We start from the raw sequence: 14,707 nt of genomic DNA on the forward strand, positions 1-14,707 counted from the left end.
AGCTGATCAGCTTAGTACGGCAGCCGCACCTTGTGATATTTGAGGTGTTGTCGCTGGTAGTGGCTGCGGCGGGCTCGGGTTTGGTGGCGTCGTCGCCAGTCTGACCAGTGGTTGGTGTGGGTTTCGGGGTGGACCGGGTGGGTGAGGGTGGCCCAGAGTCGTCGAATTTCGTTACAGGACAACGGAATCAGTTGGCTTAAGGTGGCGAGATCGCCCCTTTTTGGTCATTGCGGCCGCGTTCTCGATATGCGGTGACGGCGAGGAACGCGGCGGCCAGCATCGCCAGGGTGATGTGCCGGTACCAGACGTCGTACTTGCGCACCTGATAGTGATCCAGTCCGGTCTCGTTCTTGGCGAACTGGAACGTTTCCTCGACCGCCCAACGGGATCCGGCTACCCGGACCAACTCGGCGACGGGTACTGGTTGGGTGCTGTGGCAGATGTAGTAGGCCAGCTCGCTGGGCTTGGAGATCGAGCGACGCACCAGCAGGAGGTGCTCGTCAGCGCCGGGGTCGATGAGCAGCCAATCGTAGAGGCGATGTCCCTTGCTGCCCTTACCGGCTGAGAGTCGTTGCCAGCCTCGTTTCGGCGCGGTCGCGGCGAGTTCGTCGGCTCGCTGAGGCCCGGTTGGAGTGGTGAACCGGTCGTCGCAGGAGACCGCCATGACGTAGTTGATGTCCTCGTCCTCCAGCCAGTCCCGCAGTCCGGGGTTGTCGCCGTAGGCTTCGTCGGCGGTGAACCAGCCCACCGTCTGCTTGCCGTGCTTGGCGATGAGTCGTTCGAGCATCCGCCGCGCCAGCTTCGGTTTGGTCGCGAACCCGACCGTGTCCGCGATGCCCGCCTCGGCACACCGCTCCCGGTCACCGGTCCAGGATTTCGGCAGGTAGAGCTCTCGGTCGATCAACGCCCGCCCCCGCGACGACACGTAGGTCAGGAACACGCCGAGCTGGCAGTTCTCGATACGCCCGGCAGTGCCGGAATACTGACGCTGCACGCCGGCGGATTTGGTGCCCTTCTTGAGAAAACCTGTCTCATCGCCCACCACGACCCCGCTGGGGTCGGCGAGAGTGTCCAGCACATAGGAACGTAGATCATCCCGCACCGCCTCGGCGTCCCAGCGGTAGAAGTTCAACAACCGCTGCATGCCATCCGGAGTCAGGTCACCAGCCTGCTCCGCGATGGTCCAGGAGTTCTTACGCTCGGCTGCCGAGAGCAGTCCCAGCAGGTACATCCGTGCCCGGCGACGTGAGTCCGCCTGCGCGAAACGCCCGGCCACCAGCGCGAACATCTCATCGAACCCCGCTCGCCACCGCGTGAGGCGATCATCAACTACAGTCTTCGACGCGGCCACCGCGTCTGCTTCGAGTCCTAACACACCTTGAAGTTGATCACGCGGTGGCCGCGTCCATGATCACGACCCCACACCAAGATCACACAGTGCGGTTGCCGTATTAGGCAGGGCCGAATGCGGCTTGCGGCGATGCCACAGCAGTGCCGCGAGGTAGCTCGGCCGCGGCGGGGCGACCGGGATGCGCACGACGCCGGGGTGTTCTGGCAGCCTGCAGGACTGGCCGACCAGACTGAGCACGTCCGTCGGCGTGGTGAACCGGTGCACGAAATCCTCCCAGCCGAAATCGGGCCCCCTGGTGTCGAGCGTCAACCGGAATTCATCGGCGACGTGGTCGTAGAAATCGGCCCATTCGCTGCCGGGACATTTCCGGGCATCCAGATCGTCCACTCGGACAATTCGGCCATCGACACACTGGCCCGTTTCGCCAATGGGTGGCTGGCATTCGCGAGAACCTCAACGGGATCGAAGCATGCGGGAAGGCTGTCGATCCCGTCCTGGTCCAGCGCGCCGAGTGGCCGGGCGAACGCGGCGTCGATCGTGCCTGCTTTGAGCGACTCCCGCGAGACGCGCAGCCCACGCGAGGTCACGATCTCCAGTTGGACGTCCGTGGTGCGGTGGAATCCGCGCAGCATTTCGGTTGGCGCGATTCGTGTGTCGAGAACGCCCACGCGCAGTGGCAATCGCTTGCGGCGCAACATGTCCACGGTCTGGTCGGCCATAGCCAGGAGGTTGCGGGCGTGAGGGAGGAACGCGGTGCCTTCCTTGGACAGCGTGGTGCCGGAGCGTAGGCGGGACAGCAGGACCGTGCCGTAGTCCGCTTCGAGCTTGGCGATCCGCCGCGACACTGCCTGCTGGGTGATGCCTAGCTCGGCGGCGGCCTCGCCGAAGTGCTTGAAGTCCGCGACGGCGACGAAGGCACGGACCGCGGCCAGATCCAGGTCGCTCACAGCTCGACAATACTGACGGCCGCCCGCTGCCCGGCCTCGGCCTTCCCGCCGTGGCCATTTTTCTGCTTCCGTACTCGTCGGACAATTGTTGGTTGTGGCCGTGAGCGTGTCGTTTGTTTGATCCCACATCGCCTTCTCGGCTCGAATACGCGCCGTGTCCTCGTTTGTTCACCTGCATGTCCACACCGAATACTCGATGCTCGATGGCGCGGCCAAGATCGGTCCGCTTTTCGCCGAAGCCGCACGGCTGGGAATGCCCGCGGTCGGCATGACCGACCACGGCAACGTGTACGGCGCCGACGAGTTCTACCAAGTCGCCAGCAAGACGGGCATCAAGCCGATCATCGGCATCGAGGCGTACGTCGCCCCAGGCAGCAGGCACCACAAGAAACCGGTGTTCTGGGGTCAGGGCGGTGGCACTTCTGGGGCAGATGTGTCCGGCGGTGGCGCGTACACCCACATGACCATGATCGCCCGCGATGCCATCGGCCTGCGGAACCTGTTCAAGCTGTCCTCGCTGGCCAGCGTGGAAGGCTATTACCGCAAGCCACGGATGGACCGGGACCTCATCGCCGAGCACGCCGAGGGCATCATCGCGACCACTGGTTGCCTGTCCGGCGAGGTGCTGACCCGGCTGCGGCTCGGGCAGCGCGCGGAGGCTTTGCAAGCCGCCGCGGACTACCGGGACATCTTCGGGCCCGAGAATTTCTTTCTCGAGGTGATGGACCACGACCTTGCGGTCGAGCGCGCGGTCCGCGACGACATGCTGGAAGTCGGTGCCAAGATCGGCCTGAAGCCCTTGGCCACCAACGACTCGCACTACGTGAGCAAGGAGCAGGCCGAGGCGCATTCGGCGTTGCTGTGCGTGCAGTCCGGCAAGACTCTCAACGACCCGGCCAGGTTCAAGTTCGACGGCGACGGCTACTACCTGAAGTCCGCCGAGGACATGCGGGCGTACTGGGATGCTCAGATGCCCGGTGCCGCGGACAACACTTTGCTTGTGGCAGAACGGGTCGAGTCGTACGCCGAGGTGTGGGAACACCGCGACCGGATGCCGATCTACGAGCCGCCCGACGGCCACGACGTGCCGTCATGGTTCCGGGCCGAGGTGATGCGCGGACTCGAATGGCGCTTGCCCGGCGGTGTCCCGGAGGAGTACGTCAAGCGAGCGGACTACGAGATCGATGTCATTGTCCAGAAAGGATTTCCCGCGTACTTCCTGATCACGGCCGACCTGATGAACCACGCGCGGGAGGTCGGCATCCGCGTCGGGCCTGGGCGTGGTTCGGCGGCCGGGTCGTTGGTGGCGTACGCGATGCGGATCACCAACCTCGACCCGATCGAGCACGGTCTGCTGTTCGAGCGGTTCCTCAACCCGGAACGCGTGTCCATGCCCGACATCGACATGGACTTCGACGACCGCCGCCGCGGCGAGATGGTCCGCTACGCGACCGAGAAGTACGGCGCCGACCGGATCGCGCAGGTGATCACGTTCGGCAAGATCAAAACCAAGGCCGCGATCAAGGACTCCGCCCGGGTCCATTTCGGACAAGCCGGATACGCCATCGCCGACCGGATCTCCAAAGCACTCCCGCCACCCGTCGCGGCCAAGGACATTCCGCTGTCCGGCATCACCGACCCGAAGCACGAACGGTACCCGGAAGCCACCGAGGTCCGATCGCTGATCGACACCGACGGTGACGTCTCCACCATCTTCCAGACCGCACGCGGGCTGGAAGGTCTGATCCGCAACGCGGGCGTGCACGCCTGCGCGGTGATCATGTCCTCGGAGCCGCTGCTTGACGTGATTCCGCTGTGGCGTAGGGACGACGGCGCCATGATCACCGGCTGGGACTACCCGTCCTGCGAGGCCATCGGCCTGCTCAAAATGGACTTCCTCGGCCTGCGCAACCTCACGGTCATCGGCGACGCGATCGACAACATCGAAGCCAACCGCGGCGAGAAAATCGATCTGGACCTGCTCAGAACCGATGACCCGAAGACTTACGAACTGCTGTCCCGAGGCGACAGCCTCGGCGTGTTCCAACTTGACGGCGGCGCCATGCGTGACCTCCTGCGACGCATGCGGCCGACCGGATTCGAGGACATCGTCGCGGTCAACGCCTTGTACCGCCCCGGCCCGATGGCGATGAACACGCACAACAACTACGCGGACCGCAAGAACGGCAGGCAGCAGATCGAGCCGATCCACCGCGAACTGGCCGATCCGCTCAACGACATCCTCGCCGAAACCCACGGCCTTGTCGTCTATCAGGAGCAGATCATGCAGATCGCCCAACGGGTCGCGGGTTTCTCGATGGGCCGCGCGGACGTGCTACGCCGGGCGATGGGCAAGAAAAAGAAAGAGGTACTGGAAAAGGAGTTCGAAGGCTTCCGGGAAGGCATGCGCGCCAACGGTTTCGCCGATGACGCCGTGCAGGCGCTGTGGGACACGATCCTGCCGTTCGCGGGCTACGCCTTCAACAAGTCGCACGCGGCGGGATACGCTCTGGTCGGCTACTGGACCGCCTATCTGAAGGCGAACTACCCGGCCGAGTACATGGCGGCATTGCTGACTTCGGTGTCGGACAACAAGGACAAGTCCGCAGTGTACCTGTCCGAGTGCCGTCAGCTTGGTATCAAAGTGATGCCGCCGGACGTCAACGAGTCCTCTTTGCGGTTTGCCGCGGTCGGCAACGACATCCGGTTCGGGCTCGGCGCGGTCCGCAACGTCGGCGCGAACGTGGTCGAATCGGTCGTCGAAACCCGTGCCAGGAAAGGGAAGTACACGTCGTTCAGCGACTTCGTGGAGAAGTCCGAGCTGGTGTGCTGCAACAAACGTGTTCTGGAGTCCTTGATCAAAGCGGGCGCGTTCGACTCGTTCGGCCACCACCGCAAGGCACTCATGGATGTCCATGAGGACGCCGTTGACGCTGTGATCGGCCTCAAACGCAGGCAGGCCATGGGTCAGTTCGACCTGTTCGGCGGCGCGGAGGACGACAGCCCGGAGTCATCACCCTTGGCACACTTGAGGTTCGACGCGGACGAGTGGCCGCGCAAGCACTTGCTCGGCCTGGAAAGGGAGATGCTGGGCCTGTACGTCTCCGCGCACCCGCTTGACGGTGCCGATCACGTACTGCGCCGCCACGCCTCGAAACCGATCGCGGCCCTGTTGGCGAATCCGCCGAAGGAAGGCGAGATCACGGTCGCCGGGATGATCTCGTCGCTGGAACGGCGGGTCAACAAGAAGGGCGAGAGCTGGGCGATCGCGGTCATCGAAGACCTGGACGCCTCGATCGAGGTGCTGTTCTTCCCCAAGAGCTACAGCGTGCTGGCCGCCGAGCTGATCGAGGACTCGGTGGTGCTGGTCAACGGCCGCGTGAACTGGCGTGAGGACAAGATGGCGGTATTCGGCGCCGATTTGAAGACTCTGGATGTCACTGTGGACGAACCGCCGCTGACCCTGGAAATGCCCGCTGCCAGCGTGAACACCGACATGGTCGCCGAACTGCGCTCGACATTGCGAGCGCATCGGGGCAGTACGCCCGTGCGGATAGTCGTCTGCCACGAGGATCGACGTACGATGCTCGCGGTCGACGACTATCCGGTCACGCCCAGCCCAGCCCTGCTAGCGGAAATCCGCGCCATCCCCGGCATCCGCCCAGCTCAAGCCTCGTGAGTGGTTATCCGCGTTAGAACGCGGATAACCACTCACGAGGTCAGTTTCTGGTATGCCACCAGGCGGACACAGGTTGCCACACCCGCGATGGCCTCTTCGATGTCCGCGAGGGATGGGAAGGTTGGGGCGATCCGGATGACCCGGTCCTCGGGGTCGTCCATGTACGGGTGGGTCGAGCCTGCCGGGGTCAGCGCGATACCGGCCTCGGCCGCCTTGCGCACGATCTCCTTGGCGCAGCCGTCCGGCACGTTGAGCGTGATGAAGTAGCCGCCCTTGGGGTGCGACCAGGTCGCGATGTCCTTGAGCTGCTCGTCGAAGATCCGCAGCACGGCGTCGAACTTCGGCCCGATCAGCTCACGGTGCTTACGCATGTGCGCGCGCACGCCGTCGTAGTCCTTCAGGAACAGTGCGTGCCGCAGGTGGTTGATCTTGTCAGGGCCGATCGTGCGCGCGGCGGCGCAGTGCAGCATCCACTTCACGTTGGCCTCGGACGAGCCGAAGAACGCCACGCCCGCACCGGCGAGCGTGATCTTCGAGGTTGAGCCGAAGATGAAGGCGCGGTCCGGGTTCCCGGCCTCCGCGCAGGCGGCGAGGATGTCGCCGACCTGGACTTCCTCGTCGGTCAGGTGGTGCACGGCGTACGCGTTGTCCCAGAAGATCCGGAAGTCGTCAGCCGCGGTCTGCATGGTCGCGAGCCTGCGCACGGTCTCGTCGCTGTAGGTCGTGCCGTCCGGGTTGCTGTACTTCGGCACGCACCAGATGCCCTTGATGCCGGGATCCGCGGCGACCAGACGCTCGACCTCGGCCACGTCCGGGCCGTCCGCGGTCATCGGCACCGGGATCATCTCGATGCCGAACCGCTCACAGATGGTGAAGTGCCGGTCGTAGCCGGGGACCGGGCAGAGGAACGCGATCCGCTCCTCGTTCGACCAGCGCCGCTGGCCGCCGGGCAGCTGGTACATCTGCGCGAACACAACAGCGTCGTGCATCAGCTCGAGGCTGGAGTTGCCGAGCGCGAGCAGCTGGCTGGCAGGAACCTGCAGCGCCTCGGCGAAGATCGCCCTGAGCTCCGGCAATCCTTGCTGCCCACCGTAGTTGCGGGTGTCCGTGCCGTCGGCTGCCTTGAACTCGTCGCCCGGCAGCGCGAGCAGGGCGTCGGCGAGCGACACCTGCTGTGCCGACGGTTTGCCACGGGTCAGGTCCAGCTTGAGCTTCTTGTCCAGCAGTGCGGCGTAGTCCTGCCGGGCGGCGTCAAGGCTGGCGGACAACTCGGCGTTCACGGGTGCGGTCACGTGTGGACGCTATCAAGCTGCGCCGGTTCCGTAGAATCGGCCAGCGGAGCACCTGGCCGAACAAGAAGGGGGAGGCCTTGTGGGCGAGGGCCAGCTACGGACGAAGACGCGCAACTTCTTCCTGGCATGGGTTCAACGACGGCGCTATTACGCGTTCGTCGCGGCGGCTTTGGTCGTCGTTGTCGTCGTTCTGTTGTGGATTTCGAGGTCGCTGACCGACTACGGCAAGAACCTGAGTCTCAACCTCGGCGCGGATCTGATCGGCACGATCGTGGTGCTGTTTCTGATCGCGCCCTTTCTGACCAGAGCGGACCGGCTCAACGAGGCGGTGCTTGACCGATTCAACCACCGTGCGTTCATCCGGCAGGCCGCCAGCGCGCGGCACCGGATCATGGTGATGGAACTGTGGACGGACCTGCTGCAGGGCGGCTACCAGGACGAATTCCTCAGCGCGGTCAGGGATGTGCTCGATCGCAAGGTCGAGGTGCGGATCCTGTTGCTCGACCCGGACGCCCGGGCGGCCGAGCAGCGCGCGGACGACCTGTTGCAGCAGACCGACGTGGTCGACAACATCCTGGACAACCTGCGGGTGCTCAACGAGTTCAAACGCGACTTGCCTGAACGGATGCGCCGTTACCTTGACGTGCGGATCTATTCGGCACTGCCGCCAGTACAGATGTACCGGGTGGACGATCACGTGATCGTCTCGTTCTATCCGGTGAACATGACATCGTGGAACGCCGCGCAATACCAGACGAGCCCGCAGGCGCAGCTTGGCCAGTTCGTCGGCACGAAGTTCGACGAGCTGTGGGAGGCCAGCAGCACCCGCTGGCTCGACCAGTTCTGGACGCTGACCCTTGACGACCAGAACGAACACTACGAGGCGCGGTTCGTCGAGATCGACGACCAGTTCTACGTCAGCGGCCGCACGATCGTGGAACACAACCTGCGCGGCGGGATCGACGGCCTGCCGGTGCGGATCGTCAACGACAACGCCAAAGGTGAAGTGAAGCGCTCGAAACCGTTCCTGCTGACGCCGCTCGACCAGAACTCACCGGATCTCGCGGTGGCGTTGGACTACTTCAACCGCAAGTACGGCAACACCCATCAGGACGTGATCTTGAAGCTGTTGCCGTCCAACGAGTAGGCGCGAGCCAGCCGCCGCGGATGGAACCGTGTGTGCATGGAATGCCGTCGGCCCGTGAACGCGGCGAGGACAGCGTCGGCGACGTCAGGCGATTGGGTGAAACCGCCCGTATTGTGACCACCGGTCACGACCAGGGTGCCATCGCCTGCCGTCACCATCGTCTCGAAAACGCCGAGGCAGGACGCGGTCCATGGCCGCACGCAGATTCGGCGGCTGGCCGCGAGCATGCCGGTGTCCAGCGCGGCCGCGTAGGCCTTCGGGAAGAACCGGCGAATGGTGTCGGCCAAGGCCTCGAACAGCATTTCCAGCTCGGCCGAGTCGATGTTGGCCGGGTCGGTGCCGGTCCAGCCGTACCCAGCGCCGCAGATCAGGATCGGCTCACCGTCCGGACCGGACGCCAGCGTCACGTTTGTTTCCTCGGCCCGATGGCCCTTGCGGGCGATCTTGACTGAGTGATCCAGCCGCGGTTCGACGTTCGGCACGGTCAGCCAGACGCCAAGCATGCCTTGGATCTGGCCGTGGGAGGCCGTGCCACGTAACAACTCTTCGCCGTACGCGCCGGGGGAGAGCACGTAATGGTCCGCCCGGATGACCTCGTCCTGTCGCACAACACCGTCAGGAACGCCAGGTTCGGCCCAGTTGATGCCGGTGATCGAGGTGTCCCAGTGGAACGTGACGCCCTCGGATTCCAGGAGATCCACCAACCGCCCGAGGAACTGGTGAATGTTCACGGTGAACCCGACGACCTCGATCCCACCGGCGACCGGGGCGTCGGCCAACGCTGGATAACCAGCCCGAACCTGGTCGGGAGTAAGGACATTGCGAGTCGCACCGAGTCGTTCGTTGCGCTCGACATGCCAGCGGTAGTAGTCGTCATCGGTGTAGAGCCGGAGAATGCCGTCGCGATACCCCTCGAACAAACCGGGATCCGAGGCCATCAACCGCTCCCAGCCAACGCCAGCGGCCCGGTTGGTGTCGAAGATGTCCCGCGTGTAGCTCGCCGCGAGCCAGCCAGGCATCCGGTGGAAGTCACCGGCCCACGCCAGCTCCGATGTGGACAGTCCTTCCGGCTTGGCCACCAGCCAGCCGTGCTCGGTGATGGACCTGGTCAGCAGGTCGTGCGTCGGCCACGACCGGCTGTTGTAGCTGTCGGCCTCGGTCAGGGTGAACATGCGGCCGTCCCCGCCACCCCTGGTGCAGCCGTATGCCGTCCAATCGGCGTCACCCCGCGGATCCGGCGCCTTGTCGTGCACCTCGACCCGGTACCCGGCCCTGATCAGCGTCAACGCCGTCATCAGGTTCACGATCCCCGCGCCAACCAGCACAACGCTGTTGCCGTTGGTGCCAACCGGAATGTGGACGCTGTCCGCGAGATCCTGCTCCGCCTTGGCCAACGCGTGGTCCTGGCGCAGGTCCTCGATCGCCTCGGCGATCCCTTCGTCACTCGCTGTCACGCCGCCGTTCCGCCTTCGCTCGTCTGCGAAACATGCTACTTGGTCCGGTCATCGAACCCGGCGTTGAGCAGCGCGAATTCAGTGTGCGCTGCCCGGTGTTCCAAGGCTGTCCGAATAGGACTAAAGTGGCGCCCTGCCCACCCGACCTCAGCAGGTGTCATGTCGCTCACGGCCAACGGCGCCAACGTCATTCGCATTGCGGCGAATTGGGCGGGCGGCTGGGGGTAGTGCTTTCGGGGGAGTAGGGGTTTCCCTCGATCGGGTGTTGCGGTCCATTCCTGGTTACAGATGCAATCTTCCTGAAATTGATCTCTGAGCGTGGTGGATAGGTGTAGCATGTTTGAAATGGGCCCAAGGGGCGTCGGGCATAATGCCGACTTTGACTGGGACGACTTCGATCCCGACGCCTATTATGCCCATAACTACCGGCAGCTCAGGGATGATGACCGGTATATCATCGAGCGGGTAAGAGATCATTTCGCGGACGCGTTCGGCGACCAGGTTCCCGGGCGGCCGCTGCGCGGAATCGATGTCGGAACGGGGTCGAACCTCTACCCCGCGCTGACCATGCTTCCGTTCTGCGCTGAGTTGACGTTGTTCGAGCGTTCGCAGAACAACGTCTTGTGGCTGAAGAACCAGAAGAGCAACGAGTTTCCGTCGTGGGTCGACTCGTGGTGCGAGTTCTGGAAGGTGCTCGAGCAGCGTAAGGCCTATCGCGAGGTCGGTGACCCGCCGGCGGAGCTTGCCGCGCGGATGGAAGCGATACAGGGCAACGTCTACGAGCTCAAGGCCGATCCGCCATATGACCTAGGCACGATGTTCTTTGTGGCCGAATCCATTACCGAGGAGGAGTCCGAGTTCCGCTCTGGAATGGATCATTTCCTTGACGCGTTGCGGCCGGGGGCGCCGTTCGCGATCGCTTTTATGGAACACTCGTCCGGCTATGCCGTCGCTGATCTGCAATTCCCGGCGACGGACATCGACCGTGCCAAGGTTGACGACTGCCTCAAGGGTCGTGTGCAGGGGAAACTGCTGATCGAGCGCATTGGCCGCGGCGACAAACCTGTACGCAATGGTTACACCGGGATGCTGATCGCTCTCGGCAGGGTGAACTCGAAGGGATGAAGGCGACGGCATGAGACTGCAGCCCCGTCAGCAGATCTTGGACGTATGGAGATCCGTAGCGCGGTATTCGCGCAGGGGCGACGCATGGAACTGGGGTGGCCGCCAGCTGCGCAATTCCATCAGTGATGCCGAGCAACTGCTGTGTTTGATGTACCCGGCGGCCGCGGTGAGCAACCTGCGGCTCGACGAACCGGATTCGACCGCGACCGACGTGCTGGAAGCGTTGCGGCAGCTCGGCGACGGGGTGGAAATCCCGAAGCTGCTGATCGACGTGATCGACGAGTACATGGCCACCTACACCGCCGAGGACGGCACACCGACCTTCGGTGGCGGCCGCTACTTCCTGAGCGAGGACCCGGACGGCGAGCTCACCGACAAGCAGCTGTCGCTCGGCGTGGTCGACTCGTTCGCGACGGCGATCACGTTGTCGCTGGCCACCCTCGGTTTCCTGAACGTGTTCAGCAGGGCGGTCCGCAGGCAGGCGATGAAGGAGCGGATCGACGCGCTCGAGGCCGCGACCAGCAAACGACTGTCCGCGGCGATGGTCGGCCTGCTGCGGTGTTTCAGCATTTACGTCTTCGAGCCGGACTCCAACCCTGGCCGGGCGTTGTGCCGGACGCTGAACCAGGACGGCGAGCCGGACCGGCTGGTGCTCGAACGCATCCAGGAGCGGCTGGAAGGTGTCCGCGCCAGCTTCCGTGAGGCCAAACTGGGCCTGAGCCAGGACGACGCGCTCGACAACCCGAACATGCTCTTCGAATGCGGGTTCTCGTGGGGAATCGTGCGGGACGCGCCCGTCATCGACACCAGCGAGGACGTCGGTGACCAGCCGGACGGCGTCGCGCTCGGCGCGCCCTACCTGTACTTCACGGTGGTCGCGCTCGACGGCATCAGCGACCTGTTCTCCGACCGGACCCGTGTTCTCGGTCTGCTGAACGAAGAACAGCAGCGGCTGGCGCAGGCGTTGCAACTGCGGTGGGACCTGACGCTCGAATACTGGTCAGCGGTCGCGCGGTTCGGTGCGGGCAAGTGGCCGCTTGAGGACATCCCGTGGCGGACCACCGATGAGGAAGAGTCCGACTACTTCAGTCTCCTGGTCACCGCTGTCGTGCTGCTGGACCTGTTGCGCCGCAGGGCGACCGACGACGACCTGACCAGAACTGTCAAGGTGCTCGAAGAACTCGCCATCCGCGGCCGCGTCAACCGACGGGTGGTCAAGGGTGATCCGGCCGTCGGCCTGCACGCCCCGGGCGTCTCGCTGAAGCTCTCCGGTGCCGAGACGTTCGGGCCGGAGGTGCGATGGGTCGTGTCGGACTTCGCCGTGCTGCTGTTGAAGCGGGCGGTGCGTGCCGCGGGGCTGTCGCGTAACCGTGGTGCGCGTGACCGGTTGCTGGAAGTGGCCGAGGAAGCGCTTGGGCACGTGTGGCGCCGACGGCTGGTCGACGGTCCGGCGCAAGGCCTGTGGGACGACCCAGGTCAGGTGTTCCCCGGTGTCGTCGTCGACAGGCAACTGCCGTCCTGGTATCTCACCGAGCGTGTGATCGAATGCCTTGTGCTGGCCGCGAGTACGGTCAGCGAATCGCCGATCCGCAGCCTCCGGCTCGTTGAGATCGCGACCGACCTGCTCGGTGAGGCCGATCAGCTGTTCAGCCAGGAACAACTGGCCGCGTCGCAGCACGAGAACTCGGCGATGCAGATTGCCATGCAACGCATCCAGGGCAAGTTGACCCGCGCCCGCCAGCTGCTGCAGGACCGGCCGGGCACCGCCGCCGCGTTGATCTACGAAGCACTGGGAGACCTCGACCAACGGGCCGTGGCACGCCAGGACGCGATCAGGAGCGTGTGACGATGCTCGTGTTCGCCACGTCCGACAAGGGCGGCACCGGTCGTTCGGTCACCAGTTGCAACATGGCTTACCAGCGCGCGTTGCAAGGCACCGACGTGTCCTATGTGGACTTCGACTTCGGCAGCCCGACCGCTGGCGCGGTGTTCCAGGTGACCGATGTGGAACGCGGAACACCGGACGGCGGCCTGCATTCCTATCTGCAAGGCCGGATCACCGAACCGGAAAGGGTGGACATCTGGTCGGCCACCGACCGGCAGAACCTCGTCGACAATTACGCGTCGCCCGGCAAGTTCATGTTGTACCCCGGGGACAAGAGCGGCGGGGAGTTCGCGGCGACGCCGGAAGCTGTGCAGCGCTGCGCGAAATTGTTCGCCCGGCTTGAGGAAGAGTTCGAGATCAGCCTGATCGACCTGAGCGCGGGCCGCTCGCACGCCATCGACATGGCGTTGGAGGCGACCGCGCAACCCGGGCTGAGCAACACAACCTCGCGCTGGATGGTCTTCCATCGCTGGACTCGTCAGCACATCATCGCCGCGCACGGCCTGGTTTTCGGCGAGCACGGCATTCTGCGTACCGGTGTCGCGTATGGACACAAAGAGGACGATCTGCGCGACTCGATCAGGTTCGTCCGCACGGCGACCCTCGATCTCGACTCACCCAACCTGAACCTGCGTGATCCGCAGATCGCCTGGCTGGAAACGTGCGATGTCGGGCTGCGGACCGAAGCGGCCAGGAAGTCCCTTGGTGCCAGCACCTTGCTCGGTCACACGCCGCTTGACCCGGTGCTGCAGTGGCGGGAACAGCTGATCTCCAAGGACGACGTGTTCAAGAAGATCGCCAACGAGGAAACCCTTGCCGCGTTTGAGGATCTGGCACGCAAGCTGACCTTGGACCGCGCGTGGGAGGGTCTGTGAACCGGGCCGACGCGACGTTCCGGGAGGCGGCGGCCGAGCCGCGGCTGGAGTCGGAACGCTTTTCGCACGTCTCGGTCGAACTTGGCCACATCTACATGGAGGACTTCGCGGCCGGTGCAGAACGCTTGCGCACCATGCTCAGCGGTGTGGCGCGCTGGGTGGAGGTCGCGAGCCAGACCGACGCCGCGAAGCCTCGGGTCAGCACGTCGTTCATGATCGACGACTACTTCAGCCTGTACTCCACACCGGCGAAGGTCCTGCCGATGCTGCTGGATGTCGCGCACGACTGCGGGCTGAGTATCGATTACCTGGCAAGGGAATCGGCGTGCGCGGTGTTCGACGGCGTGCCGCTGGCCGAACTGGTCGAAGCGCGGCTTATCCCGGTCCCGCCGGTGGGCACCAACGGATCGAGGCCGCTGGCCACCGAGATCGGCTGGCTGAGCAACGGTGAACGCACGCCAGCCGACAGTGAGGCGATGCGCCGATCGGCGTGGAAACCGCCGGTGGAGATCGGCGCGCGCAACCATTCGGTGTTCGTCGACGTCGAGCTGTGGAGCAAGGTCAAGGACGGCAAGCGCAAGTGGTCGTGTGCGTTCCTCGCGGCGGTCTGGCAGTTGATGCGTCTCGGCCTGATCCGTGACCAGGGCCGCGCGGTCGTGCATCCCCGACCGTGGGACGGTGACTTCCCGGCCGCATGGGATGAATTGCCAGCCATCACCCAGCTGAATCCGCGCGCTAAACCGTTCGCCGCATATCGGACATTCTCCGTGCTGCCGTCACGGTTCCTTCAGGTTGAGCTCGCGGTGCGGACCATTCTGTCGCAAGTCGCGATGGATCCGGCGTTGCTCGATCATATAATCAACCGGGCCACGGGCGAGGACATGCGCATTCCAGCGGAATTGATCGACCGTGTGGGTTATGTGTTCCTGACCGAGTGAGCCGGTTGGAGGCT

The 14,707-nt window shown here is 64.5% G+C and carries 11 protein-coding genes; 6 read left to right on the forward strand and 5 right to left on the reverse strand.

All coding sequences use genetic code 11. The features are described from left to right. Nucleotides 1–196: 196 nt before the first annotated feature. The 3 genes from LWC34_RS50660 to LWC34_RS50670 form a co-directional block, all read right to left on the reverse strand. Nucleotides 197–1,288, reverse strand: a complete 1,092-nt coding sequence (locus tag LWC34_RS50660) for an IS701 family transposase (RefSeq protein ID WP_443667746.1) — start codon at nucleotides 1,286–1,288, stop codon at nucleotides 197–199. Between the two features lie 123 nt (nucleotides 1,289–1,411). Beyond that, nucleotides 1,412–1,660: a hypothetical protein gene (locus LWC34_RS50665; protein WP_233733332.1), complete on the reverse strand. Its 249-nt coding sequence runs from the start codon at nucleotides 1,658–1,660 to the stop codon at nucleotides 1,412–1,414. Further along, complete coding sequence (locus LWC34_RS50670; protein ID WP_233733333.1) at nucleotides 1,657–2,298, reverse strand: LysR family transcriptional regulator; 642 nt, start codon at nucleotides 2,296–2,298, stop codon at nucleotides 1,657–1,659. Before LWC34_RS50670 ends, LWC34_RS50665 begins: the two co-directional genes overlap by 4 nt. Nucleotides 2,299–2,494: 196 nt before the next feature. Between LWC34_RS50670 and dnaE the strand changes: the two genes are divergently transcribed. Beyond that, complete coding sequence (dnaE, locus tag LWC34_RS50675) at nucleotides 2,495–5,977, forward strand: DNA polymerase III subunit alpha (protein WP_235731303.1); 3,483 nt, start codon at nucleotides 2,495–2,497, stop codon at nucleotides 5,975–5,977. Between the two features lie 32 nt (nucleotides 5,978–6,009). Here dnaE and LWC34_RS50680 read toward each other — a convergent pair whose 3' ends face one another. Next, on the reverse strand, nucleotides 6,010–7,269 hold the full coding sequence (locus LWC34_RS50680) for an aspartate aminotransferase type Ic (RefSeq protein ID WP_233733335.1): 1,260 nt from the start codon (nucleotides 7,267–7,269) through the stop codon (nucleotides 6,010–6,012). Between the two features lie 79 nt (nucleotides 7,270–7,348). On the opposite strand from LWC34_RS50680, the gene LWC34_RS50685 reads away from it, so the two are divergent. Beyond that, nucleotides 7,349–8,416 (forward strand): hypothetical protein, encoded by a 1,068-nt coding sequence (locus tag LWC34_RS50685; protein ID WP_233733336.1) that lies wholly within the window; start codon nucleotides 7,349–7,351, stop codon nucleotides 8,414–8,416. On the opposite strand, the gene LWC34_RS50690 is transcribed toward LWC34_RS50685, so the two are convergent. Continuing rightward, entirely contained in the window at nucleotides 8,377–9,870 is a 1,494-nt protein-coding gene (locus tag LWC34_RS50690) for an NAD(P)/FAD-dependent oxidoreductase (protein WP_233733337.1), read from the reverse strand. The two genes, LWC34_RS50685 and LWC34_RS50690, sit on opposite strands and share 40 nt — an antisense overlap. 345 nt (nucleotides 9,871–10,215) lie before the next feature. Between LWC34_RS50690 and LWC34_RS50695 the strand changes: the two genes are divergently transcribed. Genes LWC34_RS50695 through LWC34_RS50710 form a run of 4 tightly spaced genes read left to right on the forward strand, consistent with a single transcriptional unit; the run spans nucleotide 10,216 to nucleotide 14,693 of the window. Beyond that, nucleotides 10,216–10,995, forward strand: coding sequence for an SCO2525 family SAM-dependent methyltransferase (locus LWC34_RS50695; protein ID WP_233733338.1), 780 nt, complete (start codon nucleotides 10,216–10,218; stop codon nucleotides 10,993–10,995). A gap of 10 nt (nucleotides 10,996–11,005) precedes the next feature. After that, the gene (locus LWC34_RS50700) at nucleotides 11,006–12,841 is read left to right on the forward strand and encodes an SCO2524 family protein (RefSeq protein ID WP_233733339.1); all 1,836 of its coding nucleotides are present in this window, start codon (nucleotides 11,006–11,008) and stop codon (nucleotides 12,839–12,841) included. A gap of 2 nt (nucleotides 12,842–12,843) precedes the next feature. Beyond that, complete coding sequence (locus LWC34_RS50705) at nucleotides 12,844–13,755, forward strand: SCO2523 family variant P-loop protein (RefSeq protein ID WP_233733340.1); 912 nt, start codon at nucleotides 12,844–12,846, stop codon at nucleotides 13,753–13,755. Beyond that, entirely contained in the window at nucleotides 13,752–14,693 is a 942-nt protein-coding gene (locus LWC34_RS50710; RefSeq protein WP_233733342.1) for an SCO2522 family protein, read from the forward strand. The genes LWC34_RS50705 and LWC34_RS50710 overlap by 4 nt, the downstream gene beginning before the upstream one ends. Nucleotides 14,694–14,707 lie beyond the last annotated feature (14 nt).

The sequence above is a fragment of the Kibdelosporangium philippinense genome (assembly GCF_021390435.2).
Taxonomy (GTDB): domain Bacteria; phylum Actinomycetota; class Actinomycetes; order Mycobacteriales; family Pseudonocardiaceae; genus Kibdelosporangium; species Kibdelosporangium philippinense.

Bases quoted from the DNA above. Each gene is read 5' to 3' on its own strand.
- LWC34_RS50705 (WP_233733340.1), top strand. From the start codon at position 12,844: ATGCTCGTGTTCGCCACGTCCGACAAGGGCGGCACCGGTCGTTCGGTC.
- LWC34_RS50660 (WP_443667746.1), bottom strand. From the start codon at position 1,288: ATGTTCGCGCTGGTGGCCGGGCGTTTCGCGCAGGCGGACTCACGTCGC.
- LWC34_RS50700 (WP_233733339.1), top strand. From the start codon at position 11,006: ATGAGACTGCAGCCCCGTCAGCAGATCTTGGACGTATGGAGATCCGTA.
- LWC34_RS50695 (WP_233733338.1), top strand. From the start codon at position 10,216: ATGGGCCCAAGGGGCGTCGGGCATAATGCCGACTTTGACTGGGACGAC.
- dnaE (WP_235731303.1), top strand. From the start codon at position 2,495: ATGCTCGATGGCGCGGCCAAGATCGGTCCGCTTTTCGCCGAAGCCGCA.